The organism is Pseudomonas sp. ICMP 10191 (assembly GCF_001467335.1).
Taxonomy (GTDB): Bacteria; Pseudomonadota; Gammaproteobacteria; order Pseudomonadales; family Pseudomonadaceae; genus Aquipseudomonas; species Aquipseudomonas cerasi.
Window position 1 is genome coordinate 1 of sequence record NZ_LKGW01000081.1, and the last position, 266, is coordinate 266.

General features: G+C 58.6%; 1 protein-coding gene. It reads right to left on the reverse strand.

What is annotated here, in order from left to right:
* On the reverse strand, positions 1–266 hold a 266-nt coding region (locus AO388_RS07750), incomplete at both ends, for a DUF637 domain-containing protein (RefSeq protein ID WP_177343127.1).

Consider the following 266-nt stretch of genomic DNA (forward strand, 5'->3'; position numbering starts at 1 on the left):
CCTGCCATGACGCCCGCCATGGCGTATCCCTTGATGGCGCTGGAAGACGTCACGTCTTTGAAAACAGCGCCAAGATCACCCTTGTTGTTGATCGTGCTCGTGACCGCCGTCGTCGCAACGCTGGTTGCTACAGCGCCGCCAATACCAGCGCTTAAACCAAAGCCTGCTGGGCCCATCACCGCCGCCATCAGGATGGCGACAACAATCTGCGCAGCAGGCCCAAGGCCCGAGTTGTCGTACTTGAAGCTTTCGTGGATTTCCTTGAC